This is a genomic window from Aquimarina rhabdastrellae (genome assembly GCA_947387485.1).
Taxonomy (GTDB): Bacteria; Bacteroidota; Bacteroidia; order Flavobacteriales; family Flavobacteriaceae; genus Aquimarina.
This window is the reverse complement of the sequence record CANDNT010000006.1, coordinates 152,015-174,927: the sequence shown is the minus strand read 5'-3', so window position 1 is coordinate 174,927 and position 22,913 is coordinate 152,015. Positions and strand designations below refer to the sequence as shown.

The window sequence follows — 22,913 nt, the reverse complement described above, 5'->3', positions numbered from 1 at the left end:
ATAAAAAAGCCTCGGTTGTAATTCAACCGAGGCTTTTTTTATAGTTTATAAGCTCTTTTAGAACTCTCTCTTTGCTTCTTTATGATAATTCTGGAATAATTCTAATAGACTCATTACAGAAGTCACTAAATCTTTTGTTTCTAACAATAACCCAAAATATAGTTTTGTGTTTTTCGGACTCGTTTCAGAAGTTCTGATTCTAGTGATTTGCTTTTGAATCAATCCAGATACTTTATCTAATAATTCTCTATTATCTGCTATTAAACTATCAATAGTCTCAAAAGAATAATTATCAAAAGTTTCTTTCATTTGATCAAAGATTTGTTGTATCAATTGATCTACACCTTTTAAATCTCTAATCTGATTAAATTTAAGGTTTTTATGATTATTGTTTACGTGCTCATAACTATTTCTAGCAATGAATCCTATCGACTGAACCATATCTTGTAAATGATCCAGCGTAAGAATATAGAAGTTACTTGCTTCAACCGAATCTTCATCTAATGATTTAATGAAGTAATAAATATTACTTTTTAATTCATCGATCTCTGACTCTAATTTCTTTAAGTTCTTCTTATTCTTTTTAAGCTTACTTAAATCTTGTAACCCTAGATTATCTACTGTATTGGTAAATATTTTATTTACTCCACCTATTACTCTAGAAATATTCTCTGAACTTTCACTAGTAATCTCATGAATAGTAATAATATCATTTCTATTATACTTCTTATTGCTTTTTTCTTCTTTAAGTTTTCTAGAATGTATAATAGCACTACGTATAATTAATACCGTTGCTGTCAAGAATAAGATGGCAATAGCAATGATTCCTCCAAAAGAAATAATTGCTGCAAATATTGCTGCTGCAGTAAATGCTACCAGTGCAGTTACAAACCATCCTCCTACAACATTCACTACTCCTGCTACACGATACACAGCACTTTCTCTATCCCAAGCTCTATCTGCCAAAGATGATCCCATTGCAACCATAAACGTTACATATGTCGTTGATAATGGTAATTTAAGATTCGTACCTATACTAATTAAAATACTTGCTACCATTAAGTTTACAGAAGCTCTAACCATATCAAAGGCAGGAGCGTCTATACGTTTAGTTGTTGCTTCATCTGGCTTTTGAAACTGTGCATCTATTTTCTTTTGTACTTCTTTAGGAATGATAAAACTAATTGCATTACTAATCGATACAGAATAACGAACTATTGTTCTTGATAAGAAGTTTGGCTGAAATTTTTCATCTCCATCTCCTTGTCTAGATAAGTTAACTCCTGTTTCTACAACAGATCGTGCTTTACTAGAGAACCACAAGGTTACTACCATAATGATTCCTGCAATGATTAATAAGAATTCTGGTGTCTCAACTTTACCAGATAATCCAGACATCATAAACTCAGATGGTAACACTCCTGTAGCTTGATTTGCATCAAACCATAATCCATAAGATTGTAATGCTGCTATAGGAACCCCAATAAAGTTTACTAAATCATTACCTGAGAATGCCAATGCTAATGCAAAAGTACCTATTACAATAATCAACTTAAGAATGTTTGCTTTAAATACAGACATGATAAGTTGAGATACTATCGTCCAGAATATAAAACTCCCAAATATGATAATAAATGTATTTTCTTTTATGTAAGTCTTAGCATCACCGTCAATAAAAGAAATACTTTTTAATCCTTTTATCAATATAAAATATGTAATAGCTGCAATTGCTAACCCTCCAAAAATTGCTCCTGCATATTTAATTCTCTTTTCAAACTGAAAAGAAAATACCAACCTGGAGATATATTGTACTATAGCTCCTATACTAAAAGCGATAACGACCGAGAGCAGTATCCCTATAATAATTTCTGTTGCTTTATCTCCATTTATATAAGTTGCTAATTCTGCGTAATTTCCTGTTGTATTATACAGTTTAATTATGGCAACACTCACTGCTGCTCCTAATAATTCAAATACAATAGACACCGTCGTCGAAGTAGGTAACCCTATTGAATTAAAGAAATCCAGCAGTAGTACATCGGTTATCATGACGGCCATAAAAATGGTCATAATCTCATCATAACTGTATTGATCAGGTAGAAAAATCCCTTTTCTAGCAACTTCCATAAGTCCACTTGAAAAGATAGCTCCCATAGCAATACCTACACTAGCAACAATCATAATTGTGCGCATAGAAATTGCTTTAGATCCAATAGCTGAATTTAAGAAATTCACGGCATCATTACTAACCCCAACTACCAAATCTGTAATAGCTAAGGCAAACAATGCCACTAGCATAATAATGTAAATTTGTTCCATTAAAAACTAACTAATTTATTACAAATCGCAAAAATCTTTTAAATATCTGAAAAAAGCGATATTGCAATGTTATGAAAACATTAAAAACTATGCGAAATATTCTTCAAAAATTATTTCAAAAAATCACTATATTACTGTATATTAGATAATAACAAAGATTATTAATATAAAAATCAAACTATGGCAATCTTAAAAGTTATTGAAGTTTTAGCGAATTCTGAAAAAAGTTGGGAAGATGCTACTCGCAATGCAGTAAAACAAGCTGCAAAATCTGTTAAAAACATTAGATCTGTTTATGTTGCTGAGCAAAGTGCTGCTGTAAAAGATAACGACATCACAGAGTTTAGAGTAAATCTGAGAATCACTTTTGAAATTGATTAACATTCTTTTTTGAAATTACAAAAAGTAATTTCCGACATAATAAAAAAACATAGCGTTTCTTAAATAAGAAAGAGACGCTTTTTTTGTAGCTCATTTCAGGATTTTAATATTGTATTCTTGTATTGTCTCTATCATTTTTGTTATTTAACATTTCGCATATAACTTTATGAAATCTATACTTTTTCTTCTCTCTGTTGTTATTACTTTTGCTTGCAATAGCCAAAATACTGATGTTATGGAACACCAATTCACCAATGATCTTATTCACGAAACTAGTCCTTATCTGTTACAACATGCTCATAATCCTGTAGATTGGAAACCCTGGAATCAAGATGTTTTACAACAGGCTAAAAAAGAAAATAAGCTTATTATTATCAGTGTAGGTTATGCTGCTTGTCATTGGTGTCATGTAATGGAACATGAAAGTTTTGAAGATCTTGCCGTAGCAAAAGTGATGAATGACGATTATATTAGTATTAAAATCGATCGAGAGGAACGTCCAGACATCGATCAAGTTTATATGACTGCGGTACAATTAATGACTGGTAGAGGTGGTTGGCCACTTAACGTAGTAGCTTTACCTGACGGAAGACCTATCTGGGGTGGAACTTATTATAGAAAAGAGCATTGGATAGAATCATTACAGCAAATTGCTCGTTTGCATAAAGAACAACCTGAAAAGCTCGTTGAATTTGCAACAAACCTTGAACAAGGTATTCAAGCTTCAGAAACTATTCTTCCTAATGAGGAAAAAATGGAATTTGAAAAACAGTTTATCAACACTCAAATTGATAAGTGGAGTACAAATTTTGATCACAAAAAGGGAGGTACTCGTACTGCTCCTAAATTTATGATGCCTAATAACTATCACTTTCTTTTGCGCTATGCTTATCAAAGTCAAAATGATAGTTTATTATCTTATGTAAAGACTACTTTAAATCAAATGTCTTATGGTGGTGTTTATGATCACGTAGGTGGTGGTTTTGCAAGATATGCTACCGATACAAAATGGCATGTTCCTCATTTTGAAAAAATGCTTTATGACAATGCACAATTGGTAAGCTTATATGCAGATGCATATTTGGCTACAAAAGATGAATGGTATAAAACTGTGGTATATGAGACTCTAAGTTTTGTAAAAAGAGAATTAACTACAGAAGATGGTATTTTTTATTCTTCTCTAGATGCAGATAGTCTTACTCCAGAAGGTGATCTTGAAGAAGGTGTTTTTTATATATGGACTACACCTGAGTTAAAGAGTCTATTAGGTAAGGATTTTGAATTATTTGCTGCTTATTATAATATCAATTCTTATGGATTATGGGAAAAAGAAAACTATGTTTTAATACGTAATCAATCCAACATCGATTTTGCTCAAGCTCACCAGATAGAGATGACCACTCTTTTACAGAAATTATCACAGTGGAAAACACTCTTACTTGAGTATAGGTCTAAAAGGAATCCTCCTAGATTAGATGATAAATCCCTAACTTCATGGAATGCTCTAATGCTTAAAGGCTATCTTGATGCTTATCGTGTTTTTGGAGATGTTGAGTTTCTTGATATAGCCATTAAAAATGCTAATTTCATTAAAGAAAAGCAACTACAAAATGATAGTCGTTTATTACATACTTATAAAAATGGAAAAAGTGCTATTAATGGTTATCTAGAGGATTATGCTACTGTAATTGATAGTTTTATTGCATTATATCAAAACACTTTTGATCCTCAATGGCTCGATATTTCTAACTCACTAACAACATACGCTTTAGCTCATTTTTACGATACTCAAAAACAGTTATTCTATTTTACTTCAGATTTAGATCCAAAACTCATTACTAGAGCTATAGAATACAGCGATAATGTAATTCCAGCATCAAATTCTATTATGGCAAAAAACTTATTTCTACTATCACATTATTTTGACAATACACAGTTTAAAGATATTAGCAAGGCCATGTTACATACTATAAAACCGCATATTAATGACTATCCTATGGGATATTCAAATTGGTTAGACCTTATGCTTACACTTAGTGATGATTTCTATGAAATTGTTATCGTAGGAAAAGATGCTTTTGAAAAAACAAAAGAATTACAAAACCATTATATTCCTAATAAGTTAGTTGCTGGTAGCCTTCATAATTCTGAGATGCCTTTATTAAAGTTAAGGTATTCTCACAACGAAACTTTAATCTACACCTGCGTAAATAACGCTTGTAAATATCCTGTTGAAAATGTAAACGAAGCCATAAAAGACATTACTAAAAACAATCTTAATTAACTTTAAAACTTGTTTTTAAACATTACCCAAAAAGCTGGATGATATTTTATCAAATTCACAAGTATTTGCTTATTTTATTTAATTTATCTAGATTTAGTACAACTAATACTATACTCGTGAAAAAAATATTACCCCTAATTTTTATCGTTCTCCCATTTTTTGTTTTCGGACAGTTACCTCAAGAATATCTAAGATCAATAAACAATGCTTCTTCTATGGAGCACTATCAAGGCTCGATGTATCTTACCAAAAAAGCATCTCCATCTAGTGTTACAAAAACGTATAGTGAGTCATTAGAAGCCGATCTACATTATAATCTACATACAGATACTTTTGAATATAAAAACGCCAAAAGAACTTATGGTATTCTTAAAAATCCTTCAATTCAAATTGAAATGGATAATAAAAAATTCACGTATCATAAATTCAAAGATTATTATCACCTCAATAAAGCAGGATATTATGTTTTGTTAGAAAAAAACACTCGATATCGTATATTCAAAAAATATATTTTAAAAATCCTAGAACCTGAAAAAACTCTAATAAAATCTGAAACGCTCAACTCTGGTAAACTTAAATTAACCACTTCTTATTTTCTTGAAGAAAATAATGTTATTATTGAATTACCTAAAAGTTCAAAAAAACTTCTCTCCTTATTTGATAAACATAAAAAGGAAGTTAAAGAGTATATGAAACAAGAAAAACTAAAACTAAAAAAGGAAGAACATCTTATCAAAATCCTTTCATATTTTAGTTCTATCCAACCACAAAATCTTTTAAGTAGTATGGTTCAAAGTAAGTAACATCTTCAAATTGTCTTGCTACAAATTTCTTATAACTCAACATTGCCATATTTTTTGCAGATGGTAATTTGTCATGTATAAAAACTGCATTCTCGTGAGTACAGATCTTAGCAAATTTTTCTGTCCCATCACCTATAAAATATACTTTTGATTCATCTAGATATGATTTAAAAGATGTTTCGTCAAGTATTTTTGCTGTAGTATCTTCTATCTGAGTATCAATATCTGAAAAAACTGCAGTATACACCTCCATACGTCGCGCATCTAGCATTGGTATTCTTATTCCAGATACGTTTTCTACTTCAGCTTGTTGTACTAATGATGTTAATGTAGGAATAGATATTAAAGGAATATCTAGTGCATAGCATAATCCCTTTGCACTAGATACTCCTATTCTTAAACCAGTATAAGAACCTGGCCCTTTACTTATGGCTATTGCATCTATATCTTGTAATGTTATTTTTGCTTCATTTATTGCTTTTGTAATATAATTATGAAGCTTTTCTGCATGAGAATATTTATTATCATAATCTTCGATTACAGTAATTAATACTCCATCTTTAGCTATAGCTACAGAACAATTTGTTGTTGCAGTTTCAATACAAAGGATGTATGCCATTTTATTTTTTTGCTGCAAAGATAACTACAAAGCGTTTTCTTTACAAAACCGAATTCACTAATGTTATTTTTCTTCGGCTTTTGACTCTTTACTATCTCTTACCGCATCACCTGTTTTTAAGGATTTAGTTACCATATTATACGGTCCTACAATCACTTGATCTCCTTCTTTTAATCCTTCGGTAATTTCGATATTTGAATCGTCTTGGATTCCTGTTTTGATCACTCGCAGTTTTGCCTTATCGCCATCTTTTACAAAAACACATTCAAACTGTTCTTGATCACCTTTCAGTTTATCTCTACTTGTTGTACGTTTTCCTGTAGTATCATTTTTGATTACTACTGCACTAATAGGTACTCCTATAATATCAGTTTTCTTATTTGTAATAATATCTACAGTTGCAGTCATTCCTGGTCTAAATGGGGAATATGACTCTGGCTTTCCTTCTAATAAATCTTTATAAGACTCTTCTAGGATTCTAACTTTTACTTTAAAGTTAGTTACTTGATCTGTACTTAATGTATTTTCTGCCGAGTTTGCTATTTCTGTTACCAGTCCTTTAAACTCTTTCTTTAAATAAGCATCTACTTCTACTATTGTTGAATCGCCTACAGCTACTTTTACGATATCATTTTCATTAACATCGACAATAACCTCCATATTTTTAAGATTGGCAACTCTCATAATTTCTGTACCTGCCATTTGTTGTGTTCCTACTACTCGCTCTCCTAATTCTGCTTTTAAAGCAGAAATAGTACCACTCATAGGTGCATAGATATTTGTTCTTCCTAAATTATCTTTAGCTTCAGATACAGATGCAGATGCACTTTGTACATTATAATATGCAGATTGTTTAGATGCTTTTGCTACTTCATAAGCAGAAACGATACGATCCCATTCTGCTTTAGAAATTACTCCTTTATCAAAAAGACCTTTATTTCTTTCATAATTAGCTAATGCCTCTTTTAAACTAGCTTCAGATTGACTAAGATTTGCTTTAACATTTTGAAGACTTGCTTGTGAACGTTGTAACACTGATTTATAAATATCTGGATTGATACTTACTAATAAATCTCCTTTTTTAACTTGTTGTCCTTCTACTATAGGTAACTCAATAATCTCTCCCGAAACCTCTGAAGAAAGCTTCACTTCAACTTCTGGTTGTATTTTACCTGTTGCAGCTACAGTTTCTACTATATTGATTTTTTCAATTTTGGTCGTTTCAATTATTTTAAAGTTTCCTTTCTCTCCAAACCAGCCTTGTTTTTTACCTATAATCAAGATAATAATGACTACTAGAACTAAAGCTAAAATAGTAAACAGTCTTTTTTTATTCATGGCGTACTTAGTATATTATTTTTTTGGTCAATTTGATATGTTGTTTTGGAGCTTAAGTCTTTGTGCTTATAGTTTAATATCAGCTACTTTTATTCCAAAATATAACTCTAATACTTTTAGTTTAAATATATAATCAAACTTAGCTTGTACAGCTGTACTCTGTGCATTTTCTAATCTAAACTTCGATTGGCTAAAATCAAATGCATTAGTCATACCTATATCATAACGATCTTTTGCATAAGCATAAGCTTGTTCTTGAGCTTCTACTGCAACTTCTGCTGCTTGATATGCTTCTGCAGATCCTTTTGCATCTAGATAGGCTTGATATACATTACTATCTAAGTTTAATTTTGCTTGCTCTAATTGGTATTCTGTTCTTTTGATTTGTACTTTACTACGTTTTACATTGTTTCGTGTAGAGAAACCATTAAACACTGGGATATTTAATGAGAATCCATAAGATAAACCATCATTTTGATATAACTGTTCAAAAAATGGAGTTGGTCCTACTTCTCTTGCTAAAACGTTAGGCACCGTTCTTATTACAGATTCTCCTGTGCTTTCTACAACACCTATTTGCTCATTAACAAAAGGATTATCTGGATCCACAAAACTTTCAAAAGTATTGTTTCCTAATTCTCTTGTATTGTAGTTTACAAAAGCAGATAGTGTTGGGTAATAAGCACCTCTTGCTATCTCTAAATCCTTTTCTGCTATCTGTTGATTTTGCTCTGCAATTTGTACTTCATATCTCGCCTCTCTTGCCTGAGCAATAATACGCTCTACTGGAGTTTCTAATATTGTAGCTACAGGTACTATGTATTCTCTTTCTTCAATATCAAAGCTTTCGTAATCTTTGATTAATAACATTTGAGCCAAATTAATTCTAGCAATTTGTATTGCGTTTTCTGCTCTTACAATTCTTGTTATTTCGTCTGCAGATGTTGCTTTGATCTCTAATACATCTCCCTGTGGTAATACTCCTGCTTCTACTAAGTCTTGAGTACGTTTTAATTGCTTTTCTGTAATCTCATGCTGTGCTTCAACTACTTTTAAAGACTCTTTATTTACTAAAACTTGTAAGTATGCATTAGCAACATTTAAAGCAATATCATCTTTACTTTTTCCTAAGTTATACTGACTCAAAAGCTGATTAATCTTTGCTCTTTGTATTCTTCTTATATTTCTAAGTCCATCAAATATTGTCAGTCCTATATTTGCTTGATATGATGAGTTTCTAAACGTCAAAGTTTCATTAGTATTCGTTACTGGGTTTTGACTCAAACCAGAACTCCATGAATTAGATCCTGATAAATTTAATGAAGGTAATACTCCTCCTATTGCATCTAATTTTCCTATTTCTGCCTCTTCTACATTTAACTCTGATTGTTTAATGGTAATATTGTTTTCTAAGGCATATTCAATACATTCTTTCAATGTCCATCTTTTTGATTGTGCTTGGACATTAACTCCCAAAAGAACTGCAACAACAATTGCTATTTTAATTTTCATGAATATAGTTTTTTATGATCTGCTAAAAACGTTTTCTGTAATCTTCAAACGTTTAAATACTTTTGCTTTTTAAGGCTTCCTTGTTCCACTAAACTTTAAAACCATTAACGTTACTATTGGTATACAAAAGTTTAATGTTGTTACACATTCCTTAATTATTTTTTAAAATTTTGTCACTTTAATCTGATTCCAAACTTTAATTTTATCATCAGTAGTGATTCCATCTTTAATTTCTACATGTATTCCATCACTAATCCCTAGTTCAATATCTCTGTGCTCAAATTTTTGTTCTCCTACTTCGATTTCGACAAATGGTTTTTGTGTTTTTGGATCATATTGTACTAAGGCTTCTTTTAAAGCAATTACATCTTCTACTTTATCTAGAATGATAGATGCATTGGCACTAAGTCCTGCTCTAATAAAAGTAGTATCCTTTTTTGTTAAGGTTCCTTTTATTTCAAATTGAATCGCTCCATTTTCACTTTTCCCTTTAGGTGCTATATAATCTAATACTGCATCAAATTTCTTGTTTTCGATAGCTCCTACTGTAATTTCTAATGGTAAGCTTTCTTTAATTCTTCCTACTTCACTTTCGTCAACTTTTCCTTCAAAAATCATCTTGTTCACATCTGCTACAGTTGCGATAGTTGTTCCGTCATTAAAGTTATTACTCTCTATTACTTGATTTCCTTCTTTAACTGGTACTTCTAGAATCATTCCTGTTACTGTAGATTTTATCAACGTATTTGCTACATTTCCTAATCCATTTGTAGTACCCGTACGTACGATATCATAGTTTTGTAATGCAGATGCATAACTTTGTTTAGCTTGTTGATATGATACTTCGATATTATCAAATTCATTTGCAGAAATAACTCCTTTATCAAACAAGTCTTTTTGTCTTTTATAGATTTTCTCTTGATTGTCTAAAGCTATCTTTGCTGTAGAAACAGAGTTTTTACTACTCTGTAAAGAAGATACGTTAGGAATTACTCTAATTTTTGCAATTAAATCTCCAGCTTTTATTTGGTCTCCAGCTTCTATGTAGATTTCTTGTATTATACCTGAAATATTAGGTTTAATTAATACTTCTTCTTTAGGAACAATACTTCCGGTCGCTACAGTTTTCTTTATAATAGTTTCTGTAGAAGCTTGTTCTGTTTGATATACAATTGGATCTTCTTGATTCTTTTGAAATAACCAATATAATGCACCTACAAAAACCACTACAATTAGTAGTAAGATGATAATAGTGATTGTCTTCTTCATTTTATAAATATTTATTTGACCGTTTTAAAAATTATTCTCGGTTGGTTATAATTGTTTTGTTTTTATTCTGTTCTTAAAGCATCAATAGGTTTAACTCTAATTGCTGTTTGTGCTGGAATCAATCCAGCCAGTAATCCGCTTACTATCAATATGATTAATGCTACAGCTATCACTACTAAGTTTACACTTGGATTAGCAAACATGGTATCTTCTGCTGTTGGCATTTGATCTAGTATTTTATTTACACCAAAAATCACTCCCGTTGATACAGCTATTCCTGCCATACCAGAAATAATCGTTAAGAAAATGGATTCTAAAAGAATTTGTCCTCGTATTGACCAAGGTGTCGCTCCTAAAGCTCTTCTAATACCTATCTCTTTGGTACGCTCTTTTACCACAATCAACATAATATTACTAATACCTATAATTCCAGAAACTAATACCAATATTCCCACAAAATAAGCTACTCCTCTCAATGCAATAAACAACTTATTGATTTTACTGAACTCTTGATAGAGATCAAAGTTTCCTATTGCACGATTATCATCTGGATGAATACTATGTCTATTCTTTATAACTTTAAATATATCTTGTTTAAGTGATGTGATTGAAGTTCCATCTTGAGCTGTTATCGCCATCCATCCTACTCGATCTCCGCGATTAAATGCCTGTCCAAAAGTTGTAAATGGCACATAGATTTCTTTTTGAGCTTCTTCTCCATCACCATTATTTGATTTCTTTTTATAGGTCCCTATCACCATAAAGTTTACACCATTAATTTTGATGTACTTTCCTTCTACCGTTTCTCCTGGTTCAAACAATTCTTTTTTAACACCTTCTCCTATAATGGCTACTTTACGTTTATAATCTATATCTCCATAGTTAATAAAACGTCCCGAAGTAATTTGTATAGGATCTTGCTTAATAATTTCCGGATAATCTCCGTATACATTAAAAGCTCCTGTTTTAAGTCCTCTTACCACATTATTACTTCCTCCAAAACCACCTAATTGATTACGAGGAGATACATATAATAATCCAGGTACTTGCTCTTTAATAGCTGCTACGTCACCTATTCTATAATTATAGCGTCTACCTTTTGGTAACCCTTTATACGGTTTAGATATCGTTTGTGTCCACATAAACATGGTATTGGTTGCGATATCACCAAAACCTCTCTTAACACCGTTTTCTAATCCTTTACCTGCTGCCAATAAAATCACCAGAATAAAGATTCCCCAAAATACACCAAAGGCAGTCATTAAGGTTCTAAACCAATTTGCCGTAAGCGCTTCTATAATTTCGTTCCATCGATCTCTACTAAACATAATTATTCGTCTCTTAGTGCAACAATTGGTTTAATTCTAGCAGCTCTCCATGCTGGTATAAATCCAGCTAAAGCTCCTGCCACAATAAGTATGATTACGGTAGTAATAGCTACATTAAAATTCACAGATGGATTCTGTATAAAATCTGTTTGTACCATAGGTGCTACAAATTCTAATAATAGTAATCCTCCTATTAGTCCTGCAAATCCAGCCATTGCGGTTACAAAAATAGCTTCTTGTAAAATCATTCCGATAATAGCCCCTGGCATTGCTCCCAGTGCTTTTCGTATACCTATCTCTTTTGTTCTTTCTTTTACAATAATTAACATGATGTTACTTACACCAACTACTCCTGCTATGATCGTGCAAATACCAACCCACCAAAAAAATGATTTGATCATAAAAATGAGTTGATAAAATCGTTTAGCATTTTCAAGGCTATTGTTTATCCCTATAGCACTTTCATCATCTGGTGCTATAATGTGTTTTGCTTTTAAATAGTTTTCTAAATCTGCTGTGAATTGCTTTGAAGCAGCAACAGCTTCTTCAAAAGTAGCCTCTGGCTTTAAAGTAAAAGCCATACTTCTAATTTTATCTGCTTGATTAAATACGCGTTGATGTGTAAATAGTGGTAAGAATATGCGTGTTTCTTCTCGTTCTCCTCCTGGATCAGAAAAAACACCGATTACTTTAAAATTAATCCCTCGTATTTGAATGTATTCCCCTATTGCTTCTTCTCCAGATTTAAACAAATCTGTATATACCTTATTTCCTATTACAGCGTATTTTTCTACACCTTTATTATCGTCTTCGTTTAAAAAACGACCGGCAACCATTTTTGCATTTTCTAGAAATTGGTAATCTGGTGCTACACCTTCTACTCTATAGGTTCCTGATTCTTTTTTATAATTCACTAGACCTCCCCAAATTCTATTGACAGAGGATTTATATTCTAATTCGTCTTCGTGTTTTAATTTTAGGAAATCAAAATCCTCATTTGTCATTTGGATATATCTTCCTGGATTTAATCCTTTATGACTTTTTGAAGTTACATTTGACCATATTGATATTCTATTTGATGCATCTTGCTCAAATTCTTTTGAAATACCATTTTGCATCCCTTGTCCTACTCCCAAAAGGATTACTAAAATAAATATACCTGAAGCAACCGAAATTCCGGTTAACAATGTTCGTAATTTATTTTTACGAATCGTTTCGAAAATTTCTTGCCAACGCTCTAAACTAAACATGTGCTGAAGCTCTTACTTGGTTAACCATTGAATCATCTGTGATAAGCCCATCTTTGAGATTAACAATACGTTTTGTCATTTGAGCAATATCTGGTTCGTGAGTTACAATTAATATTGTTTTTCCCTCATCATTGATTCCCTGAATTAATTCCATTACCTCATATGATGTTTTGGTATCCAAAGCTCCTGTAGGCTCATCTGCTAATAAAACCTTAGGGTCTGATGCCAGTGCTCTAGCGATAGCTACACGTTGTTTTTGCCCTCCAGATAATTCATTAGGTAAATGTTCTGCCCAATCTGCTAATCCTACTTTTTCTAAATAGTGTAATGCTTTTTCTTCTCTAACCTTGCGTTTCACTCCTTGATAATATAATGGCAATGCAACATTATCGAGAGCATTTTTATAGGTAATCAAATTAAATGATTGAAAAATAAATCCCAAAAATTGATTGCGATATCGTGCAGCAATTTTTTCATTAAGATTCTTTATTTGAACATTATCCAACATATATGAACCTTGATCTGCTTCGTCAAGCATTCCTAATATATTTAATAAGGTAGATTTTCCTGATCCTGACGATCCCATTATCGAAACTAATTCGCCTTCGCTTACGCTAAAATCAATTCCTTTTAGTACATGAAGAGCATTACTCCCCATCTTGTATGATTTATGCAGATTCTTAATTTCAATCATCCTCTTTCCCTATTATTAGTTAGTTATTTTTATGCTGTAACAAAGATTATTCCGTCATTCTTTATTCCAATTGAAACAATCTTATCATAATAAGACTACTCATCTTACGATTTTGTTACAGCCTTAATGTTATAAATATGTTAAATACTTTTATGAGCTAATTAGCTATATCATTTTAAGGCATAAAAAAACCTAGAAGATAACTTCTAGGCTTTATTCTTTTTCTTACTCTTATAAATAAAATATCCTACTCCTCCTATCAATACATAAGGAATAATCATAAGGTATAAAATTCCATTATTAATCCCCCGTGCTGCATTTTGACCTTCTTCACTTTCTAACACGGCTCTACACATAGAACATTGTGCTTCTAGAGGAATTATACCCCATAAAAAAAGGAGTAATGTGGTTATCCAAATTTTCTTATTCATCTCTTATTGTTTTATGGATAATATGGTGATATCATTAAGTATACAATTACTCCTGTAACGGCTACATATAACCATATCGGGAATGCTATTTTTGCAACTTTTTTATGTTTGTCAAATTGTTCTGATAATGTTCTTACATATGCTATCAATACAAAAGGAATTACGGCTATCGATAAAATAATATGAGAGATCAATATAAAATAATATATCATTGCTGTCCCCGCTACATTTGCAGCTTCAATATCAGATAATATTCCATCGTGATTACTATCACCAAATTTTGTAGCATCAGATGTTGCGTGATATGCGATATACATTAGTAAAAACAATACCGAAAATAAAATTGCAACTTTCATTAATCTTTCATGTGCTACTCTATTTCCATTTTTTATCATAACAACAGCCCAAACTAATACCACTGCCGTTAATCCATTTATCGTTGCATAAATGGGAGGCAAAAACCCTAATCGTTCTACATTAGGAATTCTAATACCAAATAATGCCGCTACTGCTACAGGGATTATAATAGATAATGCTATTACCCACTTATTATATTTTTTATTCAATTCTGCTACTTCTTTACTCATCTTCCTTCAGTAATTTTTTAATGTCTTCTAATAAAATTGTTATTTGTTCTTCTTCTCCATTTTCATCCATTTTATCCTCTACACTTACTGTCCCTCTATAAAAGATAATAGGATTACCATATTGATCATATCTAGATCTTATAAAACCTTCTTTATCGATCAATGCAAAGTGTCCATTATGTTCAAATCCACCTGGTGCATCAGGATTTTCTGCTGCGTATAAATTGAATCCTTTATTGGCTAAATCATATACTTGATTCCTATCTCCTGTTAAAAAATTCCAATCAGGATTAGTCACATTATAATGTTCTGCATATTGTTTCAATACGGTTGGAGTATCACGATCTGGTGTAATGGTAAAAGATACGATCCCAAAATCTTTTTCATCTTTAAGTTGCTTCTGTAAATACACTAAGTTTTTGGTCATCTTAGGACATATAGTAGGGCAACTTGTAAAGAAAAATTCTGCTATATAAACTTTACCTTTATAATCGTGATTGGTAATAGGTAAACTATCTTGATTAATAAAAGCAAAATCTGGTACTCTTTTGGTTTCTCCATTAATTTTTAAGTAGGCTAATTTTTGATTTGTTAATGGATTAGCACCACTCATTCTATCTTGTTTTGTAATATCTGTATTACTGATTCTATCTATGATTCGCGGAACAAATATGATCCCGAACACTAATATTATAAACGAAATACTTACATATGAATATTTCTTCATCTAACTATATTTATCGTTAAGCTCTAAACTTTATTTCTTTCTTTGTTGTTCTCTTTTGTACTTTTTTAATTCTAGTCTGTACTCCGCCAGAATCACTTTAACATCATCTACCATCACATTACTTAAATCAGCAACAGAACTCGTATTATATCCGTCTACTTTAACTTCATTTTTTGCTGGATCATCATCTCTTCCTCTTCTACTTGCATTTTTATCTATGATATAAACATAAGGTGTAGCCAAATCATTATTCAGGTTATGAGGAACTTTTAAAGTTTCAAATAATGCTTTTATATCTTCTGGTTCACCAAATAAAAAATGCCAGTTAGACATATCTGTAATCACACCTAATTCTTTAAGTAATTGTTTAGTTCGCTCTTCTGTTCCATAAGGAGATATCGTTACCAATTGAAAATCTTTAAACGTATGATTTTTTTTATAAATCTTTTGGTTTAGGTTAAATGCATTTCCTTCTACAGCATCTATATCATCTCCTAAAAATCCTAATATCGTAATCTTATCTTTTAGCTGTAATTTTTCTCCTTTTAGAGAAGTAAACTTATTTAGATTTCCAATTTCTGTATGTAATACTGGTAGCTTTGCAAAATTATGTACACCAGAGGCAAAGAAAAGATATGCAACAAGGGGTAGGGCAAATAGAATTCCTAAAATTAAAAACTTTTTCATCTATTGATTTTTATGCTACAAAAATAAAAAAAGACGGTATAAGAACCGTCTTTTTTATATGCTTTTAGTATGTTAAAAAGTAAGATTTAGAAATCCCAACTTTTATAACCTCCTTTAAATACTTCATAAACATAATCTCCTTCTGTTAAAAGTATAAAAACTAAATAACAGATAAGGAATATAGCTGTCCAAACTACTGAGCGACGTAATCCTTTTGTCTCACCTTCCATGTGCATGAATGCCCAAGTAATTAGATATGCTTTATATATTGTAAGGATAATAAAAATCCAGTTTAATAACTTCATACTAACAATGTATGTAGTCATCATAAATTCTGGTTTAATAATACCTAATATAACTTCTACAATCGTTACTATAGAAAGTATATAAAATACATTCCATATTCTTTTAGTATTCGATTCGTGTGCTGTATCGTGTCCCATTTTTTCTAATCTTTTCTATAAAATTAAACTAAGTAGAAGAATGTAAATACAAACACCCATACTAAATCTACAAAGTGCCAGTATAATCCAACTTTTTCAACCATTTCATAACTCTTTCTTCTCTCATAAGTTCCTAAAAGAACATTGAAGAAGATAATGATGTTAATTACAACTCCAGAGAATACGTGGAATCCGTGGAATCCAGTAATAAAGAAGAAGAAATCTGCAAATAATGGACTTCCATATTCGTTATGATGAAGGTTTGCTCCTTCTACAACACCAACAACTTCTTTATTTAATTTAGCCAAAGACTCTTCTCTAGATAAAATAGTTTTATGTCCTTTTTCGTCTAATTTTTGTGTACGAATTAAAAGATTAGGCTTAGCTGCAAATCCTTTTTTAATTTCCTCTACGGTATAAGTAGGTAGTGGAGATTCTTTAACAAACCATAATCCGTTTTTTCTCTCATGTTGAGCTCTATCATTATGATGGTCAAAAATTGCTATATCTTTAAGAGCAACTCTGTGTCCATCTGCATCTACAAACTGAAGAATGTTCCCTCCTCTAGTTTCTACTGCACCAAACTCTCCTTTAATAAAGTTTTTCCACTCCCATGCTTGAGAACCTACGAATATCAATCCTCCTACAATCGTTAAGAACATATAAAGGATTACTTTATTCTTTTTTAAATGGTGCCCTGCATCTACTGCAAGAACCATAGTCACAGAAGAGAAAATTAAGATAAATGTCATCAATGCCACATAGTACATTGGTGCATCTACTCCGTGTAAAAACGGAAAGTGATTAAACACTTCATCTGCAATTGGCCATGAATCTATAAATTTAAATCTCGAGAATCCATAGGCTGCAAGAAAACCAGAAAATGTGAGTGCATCTGACAAGATGAAAAACCACATCATCATCTTTCCATAACTAGCTTTAAGCGGTTGATTTCCTCCGCCCCAAGTCTTACCTTCGGTACCTGTTTTAGTAACAGCTGTTTCCATAAAAAGAATTTGGTATTGTTAAATTTTCCACAAAAGTAATCAATTTTCTTATCTAAAGAAATAGAAAAAGAAAAAGAGATAAAGCCACAAAAAGTCGACAAAATGCCAATACATAGCACCTAGTTCTAAACCAAGGGTTTGTCCCGCCTGATACTTTTGTTTATAATGATTATAAATTACTACTAAAAGTACTATAAGTCCGCCAATTAGGTGAGCCATATGTGCAACTACAACGATATAAATAAATGATGTTGTTACATTTGATTCACTTCCTGTAAAGAAATATCCTTGATTAATGATATCGCTAAATCCAGAAAATTGCAGGCTTATAAATACAATTCCTAATGCTAAAGTTAATAATAACATTAACATAGTAAGTTTATTGTTATTATTTTTTACTGCTTTTTTTGCTATATGAAAAGTTATACTACTTCCTATAATCACCAGACTACTTAAAATAAATGCCATAGGAAACTCAAAATCTTGCAACCAATCTGCTCTACTCTTACTTACTACATAAGCACTTGTCAATCCAGCAAAAGTCATTGACATACTTACCATAGCAAACCACATCATCGATTTTTTTGCTTTGCGTAACTTTTCTTTATTCTCTCTATGAACAGTATATTTTTGTTCTTCTCTTTGTTCTTGTACTATGTCCATTAACGTATAAATTTATCTGCTACATAAATAATTTGAAGTAAAGTAATGTACAATACGCTCATCAACATCAACTTTCTTGCTGATGTTGCATCTTTCTTCTTACGAAGTTGGATTGCATATTTCAACATTGTAAAGATACCTAATATCAAAATTATAACTGCAGAAATAGGGGTTATATATAAATCACCTGTAACATGAAACACTGGTATCAATGAAGTGATTATTGTCCATATTGTATAAATGATTACTTGGTTAGCCGTTCCTTTATCTCTTTTCCCTGTAGGCAACATAAAGAATCCTCCTTTTTTATAATCATCATATAAAAACCATCCTATAGCCCAAAAATGTGGAAACTGCCAAAAAAACTGAACCATAAACAATGTTCCTGGTTCTATCCCAAAACTACCTGCCGCTGCAACCCATCCTAACATAAAAGGTATTGCTCCTGGAAAAGCTCCTACAAAAACTGCTAAAGGTGTTTTTGTTTTTAATGGGGTATATAAACTCACATACATAAAAATCGAAATCGCTCCAAACATTGCTGTTTGTGGATTGATAATATATAATACTGTAATTCCTATAATAGTGAATAAGGATGCAATGATAAACGCTGTTTGCACAGTCATTCTACCAGATGGTATCGGTCTGTTTTTAGTACGATCCATCAAAGCATCTAAATCTCTTTCTATAATCTGATTAAAAGCATTTGATGCTCCTACCATTAAATATCCTCCCAAAGCTAATAAAAGAAGTGTCTTTATCGAGACTACTTCAACGCCTAATAAGTATCCTGCTATAGAAGAAAAAACTACACTCAATGCCAAACGCATCTTTGTAATTTCTTTAAAATCTTGCAAAGCAGAAACTTTTACTGTATTCATCTGCACCTCACTCAAATCTCAATTCCTTATTTAATCAATATTATTTTTAAAAAGTGGTGCAAAGATATATCTTAAATACATTCCGTACAATAATAAGGCTTTACATTTAGGTTTTTCCTATTAAACCTCTATCGTTTTTAAGTTAAATTTTAACATGACATTAATATAGCTACCTGTAATTTGTATCAAAACGTGTCGACTTAATTTAATTATCACCAATACCATTCTTTATTATGAAAAAAATAATAGTTGCTTTGTCTTTATTTTCAACTTTTGCACTTCAAGCGCAACAAAAAGAAGTTGTCATTACCTTACAAGAATTAACTCCAGATATACAAATGCTTACCGGACAAGGAGGTAATATTGGTGTTTTTAAGAATGAAAAGGGGTTATTTATTATCGATGATCAATTTGCTAGACTCTCATCAAAAATTCTAACAAAACTAAAACCTATTAGTGATCAACCTGTAACTATGGTTGTTAACACGCATTTTCACGGAGATCACACCGGAGGTAATGAAAATATGTCTAAACAAGGTGCTACAATTTTTGCACAAAAAAATGTGCGTAAGCGCATGCTGAATAATCAAAAACAAAAAGGACAAATTAATAAGAGTTCATTACCCGTAATTACTTTTGAAGAAGGATTGGATCTATATTTTGAAAATGAAAATATAGTTGTTACACATGTACATAATGCACATACAGATGGAGATGCTCTTGTTTATTTTGCTCAAGGAAATGTTTTACATATGGGAGATACCTTCTTTAATGGTCGATATCCTTATGTAGATTTAAGATCGGGCGGAAGCATTTTAGGATACATCAAAGCTTCAGAAAAAGCGCTAGTACTCATTGATGATGAAACAAAAATCATTCCTGGTCACGGTAAATTAGCTTCAAAGAAAGATCTACAAACTTTTCTTTCTATGCTAAAAACCATTACAGAAAATGTCCAAAAAGAAATAACAAAAGGATCATCTGAACAGGATATTATCAATAATACCAAGTTAACCGAAGTTTATGATAAAAAAGGATATGGTGATGGTTTTATTTCTAGCGAGCGCTTTAGAAAAACCATTTATGCTAGCTTGACTTCAAAAAAATAATTATCAAATATAGTTTTATATAAAAGTTTAAACGCCTTAAAAAATTAAGGCGTTTTTTATTTAATCGTATTTTTATTTCATTAATCTAATATTGTAAAGGCTATTGGCAAACTGTATTTTACTCTTACTGGAGTATCTCTTTGCTTACCAGGAGTCATTGTTGGCAGCATCTTCACCACTCTTATCGCTTCTTTTTCAAGTGCTTTATGAGGCCCTCTAGCTTTTACGTTTTGAATAGTTCCATCTGATTCTACATCAAATTGTACATAAATACGTTGTAATCCACTTAATCCTAAATCTGCTCCTAGATCACCATTAAACTTCTTACTTACCATTCGTTTAATTTTATCTGAAAAGCAAGTAGCTCTTTCTTTATTAGAGGCCAACCCTTCACAACCTGGATATATTGGAACAAATTCTACTGCAATAAATGGAACCTCTTCAGGAAAACCTTCATCTATTGGTCCATCTATAATATCAGTAGGCTCAATCGGTAATTCATCTGGAACCTCATTTTTAAATTCATCTTTTGGATTGTCAATTACAGTATCATCCTCAACAATCTTGGGTTCAACAAAACTCGGTACAGGTTTTGGTTTAGGTTTTACAACAGCTACAGGCTTTAGTTCTGGCTCAATTCTAAAAACTGACATTGGAAATTCATCTTCAAATATATCTTCTTGAAGTGCTTTCTCATTCACTCTTATAGGTTCTGAAGTCCATACTTCGAACATTACATATGTAAACAATAAACTTGCAATAAGCCCTATCTGAAAGTTTATCATAGGACTTTTTCGTACATTAGCTTCGTGCTTGTTACTCATAATAAAATTGTTTTAACGTTACAACTAAAACAAAACAACAAGCATACCAAAAAAAGAAATCCCACCTTTAAAAGGTGGGATTTTGATATTATTACGTAATATTTTTTACTAGTCTTGTACTTGGAATACAATTGGTAGAGAATATAATACCCCTACGCTTTTACCACGCTGCCTACCTGGTTTCATCTTAGGTAAAAGTTTTACTACTCTTTGCGCCTCTTTTTCTAATCTTGGGTGAGGTCCACGAGCTTGAACTCCTACGATATTTCCGTTTTTGTCAATTTTAAAACGAACATATATTCTGTTTATTCCAGATAATCCTAATTCGCTTCCAAGTTCTGTATTAAATTTACGGTTAACAAACTTCTTAACCTTATCACTCATACATTTCTTCTTTGCATTATTTCCTCCAGCATTTTCACATCCAGGGAATACTGGTACGTCTTCAATAACTGCAAATGGAACGTCTGCTATCTCTTCTTCTTCTTCTACGTCTTCTACTTCTTCCACTTCAACGATTTCTTCGTCTTGGCTAGTTTCTGTAGATTCAATAACTGTTTCTTCTACTTCCTCTTCATCTTCAACTACATCAATAATTTCTGGAGCTGGTGGTGGAGGTGGTGGAGGTGGTGGTGTACTCAAATCTTGAGTAATTGGCACATCTTCTTCTTCTAATTCATCAAGATCAACTTGACCAATATCAACTGCTGATCTATCATAGGTCTTGTGTTCAATACCATACCACGTTATCAAAAGAACTAAAATCAGACCAAATTGCAAGAAAAAGGTGCTCATTCTAGATAAGTCTGCTTTCGGATTTTTCTTAGGTTCCATATTACGATTTTATTAATAGGTTCGCTAAAATAGCTAAATTCTTTTGTAATTACCAACTAAAGATTAAAATGTAGCTAAAAAAAATAAGTTTTAACGTTTATTTTGTTAACTGATCTTATTTCAACTCTATCTTCTTCAATGAATTAAATATTTATACTTAGAATTCTTTTTTTCAAAGATTTAATACTTTTTTTTAGTAATAACAATAAAATAACAGCAAAAACTATACCAGTTGTATTTGCTATCACATCATATAAATCACCTTGTCTATTAGTTGTTAAGGCCATTTGACAAGCTTCCATTAATGTTCCATAAATAAAAGCAATTACGGCTATGATTTTTAGCTTATACATATATGTTTTGTCTACACTTCTAAAGAGTGCATATGCAAACCAAATTACTGTAAAAAGAAAATAGGCCAATAAATGACCTATTTTATCTGTATGTTGTATTTGTGCATTAACAGGTATCATCAACTTTATTAAGGATAAAGTTGTCAAAACTCCCGTATACAATAGTGCTACAATAAGCAGTATTCTATGCACCAATAAGCGCTTTATAATCATCTGCAGACATTAATCCTTCAACTTGAGATTCATCTGATAATTCTAATTTAATCATCCATCCATCTCCATAAGGATCTTTATTTACTAATTCTGGCTCTCCTTCTAGAGTTTCGTTAAACTCGGTTATAGTTCCAGATAATGGTAAAAATAAATCAGAAACTGTCTTTACAGCTTCAACTGTACCAAATACTTCTTCTTGATCCAAAGTTTCGTCTACAGTTTCTACTTCAACATATACAATATCTCCTAATTCGCTTTGTGCAAAAGCAGTAATTCCAATTGTTGCTATATTACCCTCTATTTTCACCCATTCGTGATCTTTGGTATACTTTAATTCTGAAGGAATATTCATTTATT

24 protein-coding genes are annotated in these 22,913 nt (G+C 31.5%); 4 read left to right on the top strand and 20 right to left on the bottom strand.

Annotated elements, in window-relative coordinates; all coding sequences use genetic code 11:
• Positions 1 to 57: 57 nt before the first annotated feature.
• Complete coding sequence (locus tag ACYEKI_RS11635) at positions 58 to 2,319, bottom strand: inorganic phosphate transporter (RefSeq protein ID WP_459211362.1); 2,262 nt, start codon at positions 2,317 to 2,319, stop codon at positions 58 to 60.
• A 180-nt stretch (positions 2,320 to 2,499) separates the two neighbouring features.
• Here ACYEKI_RS11635 and ACYEKI_RS11630 point away from each other — a divergent pair, with 180 nt between their 5' ends.
• The 3 genes from ACYEKI_RS11630 (at position 2,500) to ACYEKI_RS11620 (ending at position 5,787) form a co-directional block, all read left to right on the top strand.
• Entirely contained in the window at positions 2,500 to 2,700 is a 201-nt protein-coding gene (locus ACYEKI_RS11630; protein WP_459211361.1) for a dodecin family protein, read from the top strand.
• A gap of 235 nt (positions 2,701 to 2,935) precedes the next feature.
• Complete coding sequence (locus tag ACYEKI_RS11625) at positions 2,936 to 4,984, top strand: thioredoxin domain-containing protein (protein WP_459211360.1); 2,049 nt, start codon at positions 2,936 to 2,938, stop codon at positions 4,982 to 4,984.
• A 116-nt stretch (positions 4,985 to 5,100) separates the two neighbouring features.
• Positions 5,101 to 5,787: a hypothetical protein gene (locus tag ACYEKI_RS11620; protein WP_459211359.1), complete on the top strand. Its 687-nt coding sequence runs from the start codon at positions 5,101 to 5,103 to the stop codon at positions 5,785 to 5,787.
• On the opposite strand, the gene tsaB is transcribed toward ACYEKI_RS11620, so the two are convergent.
• From tsaB to cyoE, 15 genes are all read right to left on the bottom strand, one after another.
• The gene (gene tsaB / locus ACYEKI_RS11615; protein WP_459211358.1) at positions 5,741 to 6,406 is read right to left on the bottom strand and encodes a tRNA (adenosine(37)-N6)-threonylcarbamoyltransferase complex dimerization subunit type 1 TsaB; all 666 of its coding nucleotides are present in this window, start codon (positions 6,404 to 6,406) and stop codon (positions 5,741 to 5,743) included. The two genes, ACYEKI_RS11620 and tsaB, sit on opposite strands and share 47 nt — an antisense overlap.
• A gap of 63 nt (positions 6,407 to 6,469) precedes the next feature.
• Positions 6,470 to 7,744 carry an efflux RND transporter periplasmic adaptor subunit gene (locus tag ACYEKI_RS11610; protein ID WP_459211357.1) on the bottom strand — a complete coding sequence of 425 codons (1,275 nt, stop codon included), beginning with the start codon at positions 7,742 to 7,744 and terminating at the stop codon, positions 6,470 to 6,472.
• 66 nt (positions 7,745 to 7,810) lie between these two features.
• Positions 7,811 to 9,256 carry a TolC family protein gene (locus tag ACYEKI_RS11605; protein WP_459211356.1) on the bottom strand — a complete coding sequence of 482 codons (1,446 nt, stop codon included), beginning with the start codon at positions 9,254 to 9,256 and terminating at the stop codon, positions 7,811 to 7,813.
• A 162-nt stretch (positions 9,257 to 9,418) separates the two neighbouring features.
• On the bottom strand, positions 9,419 to 10,525 hold the full coding sequence (locus tag ACYEKI_RS11600; protein ID WP_459211355.1) for an efflux RND transporter periplasmic adaptor subunit: 1,107 nt from the start codon (positions 10,523 to 10,525) through the stop codon (positions 9,419 to 9,421).
• A gap of 62 nt (positions 10,526 to 10,587) precedes the next feature.
• Complete coding sequence (locus ACYEKI_RS11595) at positions 10,588 to 11,853, bottom strand: ABC transporter permease (RefSeq protein WP_459211354.1); 1,266 nt, start codon at positions 11,851 to 11,853, stop codon at positions 10,588 to 10,590.
• A 2-nt stretch (positions 11,854 to 11,855) separates the two neighbouring features.
• Positions 11,856 to 13,103, bottom strand: a complete 1,248-nt coding sequence (locus tag ACYEKI_RS11590) for an ABC transporter permease (protein ID WP_459211353.1) — start codon at positions 13,101 to 13,103, stop codon at positions 11,856 to 11,858.
• Positions 13,096 to 13,797, bottom strand: a complete 702-nt coding sequence (locus tag ACYEKI_RS11585) for an ABC transporter ATP-binding protein (protein ID WP_459211352.1) — start codon at positions 13,795 to 13,797, stop codon at positions 13,096 to 13,098. Before ACYEKI_RS11585 ends, ACYEKI_RS11590 begins: the two co-directional genes overlap by 8 nt.
• Before the next feature lie 206 nt (positions 13,798 to 14,003).
• Entirely contained in the window at positions 14,004 to 14,228 is a 225-nt protein-coding gene (locus ACYEKI_RS11580; RefSeq protein WP_459211351.1) for a hypothetical protein, read from the bottom strand.
• An 11-nt stretch (positions 14,229 to 14,239) separates the two neighbouring features.
• Complete coding sequence (locus tag ACYEKI_RS11575; protein ID WP_459211350.1) at positions 14,240 to 14,815, bottom strand: DUF420 domain-containing protein; 576 nt, start codon at positions 14,813 to 14,815, stop codon at positions 14,240 to 14,242.
• Positions 14,808 to 15,542, bottom strand: a complete 735-nt coding sequence (locus tag ACYEKI_RS11570; RefSeq protein ID WP_459211349.1) for an SCO family protein — start codon at positions 15,540 to 15,542, stop codon at positions 14,808 to 14,810. The genes ACYEKI_RS11575 and ACYEKI_RS11570 overlap by 8 nt, the downstream gene beginning before the upstream one ends.
• Before the next feature lie 30 nt (positions 15,543 to 15,572).
• Positions 15,573 to 16,229: a hypothetical protein gene (locus ACYEKI_RS11565; protein WP_459211348.1), complete on the bottom strand. Its 657-nt coding sequence runs from the start codon at positions 16,227 to 16,229 to the stop codon at positions 15,573 to 15,575.
• Between the two features lie 86 nt (positions 16,230 to 16,315).
• Positions 16,316 to 16,672 carry a cytochrome C oxidase subunit IV family protein gene (locus ACYEKI_RS11560; RefSeq protein ID WP_459211347.1) on the bottom strand — a complete coding sequence of 119 codons (357 nt, stop codon included), beginning with the start codon at positions 16,670 to 16,672 and terminating at the stop codon, positions 16,316 to 16,318.
• Positions 16,673 to 16,695: 23 nt separating this feature from the next.
• Positions 16,696 to 17,679, bottom strand: a complete 984-nt coding sequence (locus ACYEKI_RS11555) for a cytochrome c oxidase subunit 3 (RefSeq protein ID WP_459211346.1) — start codon at positions 17,677 to 17,679, stop codon at positions 16,696 to 16,698.
• Positions 17,680 to 17,727: 48 nt separating this feature from the next.
• Positions 17,728 to 18,342, bottom strand: a complete 615-nt coding sequence (locus tag ACYEKI_RS11550; RefSeq protein ID WP_459211345.1) for a cytochrome c oxidase subunit 3 — start codon at positions 18,340 to 18,342, stop codon at positions 17,728 to 17,730.
• Complete coding sequence (gene cyoE / locus ACYEKI_RS11545; protein WP_459211344.1) at positions 18,342 to 19,223, bottom strand: heme o synthase; 882 nt, start codon at positions 19,221 to 19,223, stop codon at positions 18,342 to 18,344. Before cyoE ends, ACYEKI_RS11550 begins: the two co-directional genes overlap by 1 nt.
• A gap of 233 nt (positions 19,224 to 19,456) precedes the next feature.
• Between cyoE and ACYEKI_RS11540 the strand changes: the two genes are divergently transcribed.
• Positions 19,457 to 20,332: an MBL fold metallo-hydrolase gene (locus ACYEKI_RS11540; RefSeq protein WP_459211343.1), complete on the top strand. Its 876-nt coding sequence runs from the start codon at positions 19,457 to 19,459 to the stop codon at positions 20,330 to 20,332.
• 80 nt (positions 20,333 to 20,412) lie between these two features.
• Here ACYEKI_RS11540 and ACYEKI_RS11535 read toward each other — a convergent pair whose 3' ends face one another.
• The 4 genes from ACYEKI_RS11535 to gcvH form a co-directional block, all read right to left on the bottom strand.
• Entirely contained in the window at positions 20,413 to 21,156 is a 744-nt protein-coding gene (locus tag ACYEKI_RS11535) for an energy transducer TonB (RefSeq protein ID WP_459211342.1), read from the bottom strand.
• 108 nt (positions 21,157 to 21,264) lie between these two features.
• Positions 21,265 to 21,990 (bottom strand): energy transducer TonB, encoded by a 726-nt coding sequence (locus ACYEKI_RS11530; RefSeq protein WP_459211341.1) that lies wholly within the window; start codon positions 21,988 to 21,990, stop codon positions 21,265 to 21,267.
• Positions 21,991 to 22,133: 143 nt separating this feature from the next.
• Positions 22,134 to 22,535 carry a VanZ family protein gene (locus ACYEKI_RS11525; protein ID WP_459211340.1) on the bottom strand — a complete coding sequence of 134 codons (402 nt, stop codon included), beginning with the start codon at positions 22,533 to 22,535 and terminating at the stop codon, positions 22,134 to 22,136.
• Entirely contained in the window at positions 22,528 to 22,908 is a 381-nt protein-coding gene (gcvH, locus tag ACYEKI_RS11520; protein WP_459211339.1) for a glycine cleavage system protein GcvH, read from the bottom strand. The genes ACYEKI_RS11525 and gcvH overlap by 8 nt, the downstream gene beginning before the upstream one ends.
• Between the last annotated feature and the right edge of the window lie 5 nt (positions 22,909 to 22,913).